At 25.3% G+C, this 2,270-nt stretch carries 4 protein-coding genes; 3 read left to right on the plus strand and 1 reads right to left on the minus strand.

From position 1 onward, the window contains the following. Positions 1-210: hypothetical protein (locus KTO59_RS04000; protein ID WP_284928761.1), on the plus strand; the 210-nt coding region annotated here is incomplete at its 5' end. A gap of 359 nt (positions 211-569) precedes the next feature. Here KTO59_RS04000 and KTO59_RS04005 read toward each other — a convergent pair. Continuing rightward, positions 570-743: a hypothetical protein gene (locus KTO59_RS04005; RefSeq protein WP_284928763.1), complete on the minus strand. Its 174-nt coding sequence runs from the start codon at positions 741-743 to the stop codon at positions 570-572. 559 nt (positions 744-1,302) lie between these two features. Between KTO59_RS04005 and KTO59_RS04010 the strand changes: the two genes are divergently transcribed. Together KTO59_RS04010 and KTO59_RS04015 are read left to right on the plus strand one after the other, a co-directional pair. Continuing rightward, on the plus strand, positions 1,303-1,503 hold the full coding sequence (locus KTO59_RS04010; RefSeq protein WP_284928765.1) for a hypothetical protein: 201 nt from the start codon (positions 1,303-1,305) through the stop codon (positions 1,501-1,503). After that, positions 1,500-2,270: DNA adenine methylase (locus KTO59_RS04015; RefSeq protein WP_284928768.1), on the plus strand; the 771-nt coding region annotated here is incomplete at its 3' end. The genes KTO59_RS04010 and KTO59_RS04015, both read left to right, overlap by 4 nt.

The following is a 2,270-nucleotide window of genomic DNA, read 5'->3' on the forward strand; positions in this document are numbered from 1 at the left end:
AAGAATTGTAAAGGGTCTAGATATCATTCAGTCCCAACAGACAAACTTTCTAAAAAAGGGTTTAAACATACTGTTAATCTTTCTGAAGATAGAACTATTTATCAAATAGCTCTTAATTTGCAAGAACGTGTTTATGGTATAATTGTTGGTAAATATTTTGTTATTATTACCTATGATCCAGGTCATAAAGGAAATACAAAGCGAAAATAAATTATTTAAATAATATTACTATTAAAATAAATTTACAAACTTATCTTTAAAATAACCAATAAAGGCCTCTTCGTGGACCTTTTTCATTTTACCCAAATCAAACATGCACAATAACTAACAAGATCATAAGCAAACAGACAACAATAACAAAAAACGCTAAGACATTAAAAAAAATCAATTCAAACACAAACAACAACAAATAATTTATATTTGTGTTATTATTATTATAGACTAATTAATCGCATAATAACGTTGTGTGGTTGGGGATTGGATGGTTGATTAGTGGTTATGTTTTGTGAATAGTTATAAATTCTTTCGAAATGTTAAAAAATGTTAAATATAAAAAAAAGACCTGAAAATTAAGATTGGTTCTCTTCATTCAGGTCTTTATTTTTTGTGTTAATTATTACAATCAACAATGTTTTTTTATGTTTATTTTTCTTTAATATTTTTTTTATTAAAAAATTTAATAAATTAATTAAACAAGTTGAAAATACTTGAATTAACACATCTAAAATTATGTCTTGAAACATTTACTTATATCTCCTTTCGAATTGTATTTTTAACACCTTAAAAAAAGAGATAAAATACATTTTAGAAAAGAGATAAAATACGCCTTAAAAAAGGTGTTAAATGAAAATGTTAAACATAAAATATACCTTTTTACAAAGGCGATAAATTAACACTTATATAAAGTGTCTAAATATATTATATATAAAAACAAAAAAACAAACTTTTTAAAGCACTGTTAAACAACAGTGCTTTTTTATTAAACAACAACAAAAACCAGGCGATTTGAATCGCCCATTACAACACAGGCAAACAAAAAAAAAAGACTGCAAAGGTTTTAAAAAAACCCACATCTAAATAAAAAAAAGATTTTCAACATTGAAAGTCTTTTTTTTATTTACAAACAATAAAAAAGAACAAACAATAAAAAAGAACAAACAATAAAAAAGAACAAACAATAAAAAAAGAATAAACAATAAAAAAAGAACAAACAATAAAAAAAGAACAAACAATAAAAAAAGAACAAACAATAAAAAAAGAAAGGAATAAAAAAATAAATAAATAAAAAAAGGATTAAAAATTATGAAAAACCAAACAAAACCAAAATTCGCTTTTTTAGCATCACCAATTTGGTTAACTATTACATATTTGTTTTTTGTCATTAGTAACTTTATCGCTCTATTTTTCAATTTTGAAATAGGATTAAAAATTAACGCTGTTGTTTCCATTATTTCAGATTTTTTCTTTATCACGTATTTATGGACTAATAGGTACAAAACATGAAAATAAACTGGATTGGTTGTAAGAAAAAAATGCTACCACAAATCATCGACCATATGCCATCGAAATTTAACACTTATTACGAACCATTTTTAGGTAGTGGTGCGTTGTATTTTCATTTAAAACCTGAAAAAGCAATTTTAAATGACAACGATTCCCATTTAATAACCATGTGGCAGCAAAGTTTCCAAAACCCACAAGATTTCGTCAACAAAGTAAAAACCACAGAAGAATTCATTTACCACCATCAAGACCAACAAGACCAAAAACTGGCATACAAGACTCTACTTAATGAATACAACAAAAACAAATTGCCAAAATTAACAAGATCAGCAATATTTTTTGTTATAAACAAATATGCATTTCGTGGTATCACTCGTTATAACAAACAAAACCATTTAATGGTAGGATTTGGATACAAACCAAAGCAAAAGATGCCAATAATTGATTTAAAAGAATTAATTAAATATGCTGACAATTTCAATAAGAATAATCATATTTTACAATGCACTGATTTTCATAAAGTTATTATTAATAGTCAAAAAGGTGATTTTCTTTTTATCGATCCACCATATTATTATGACGGTATTAAAGATAAAGACTTTTATTTTACACCCTTTACTTTTAACGACCATCAACAATTAGCTGATGCATTACATCAAGCGACAAATCGCGGAGTAAAATGGTTATACACCAATTACGCCACTGATGCTATTTGTAATTTATTCCAAAATTCAAACATCATTAAAATTAAAACTACAACTACCCCT

The organism is Candidatus Phytoplasma sp. AldY-WA1, assembly GCF_020312115.2.
Lineage (GTDB): Bacteria > Bacillota_I > Bacilli_A > Acholeplasmatales > Acholeplasmataceae > Phytoplasma > Phytoplasma vitis.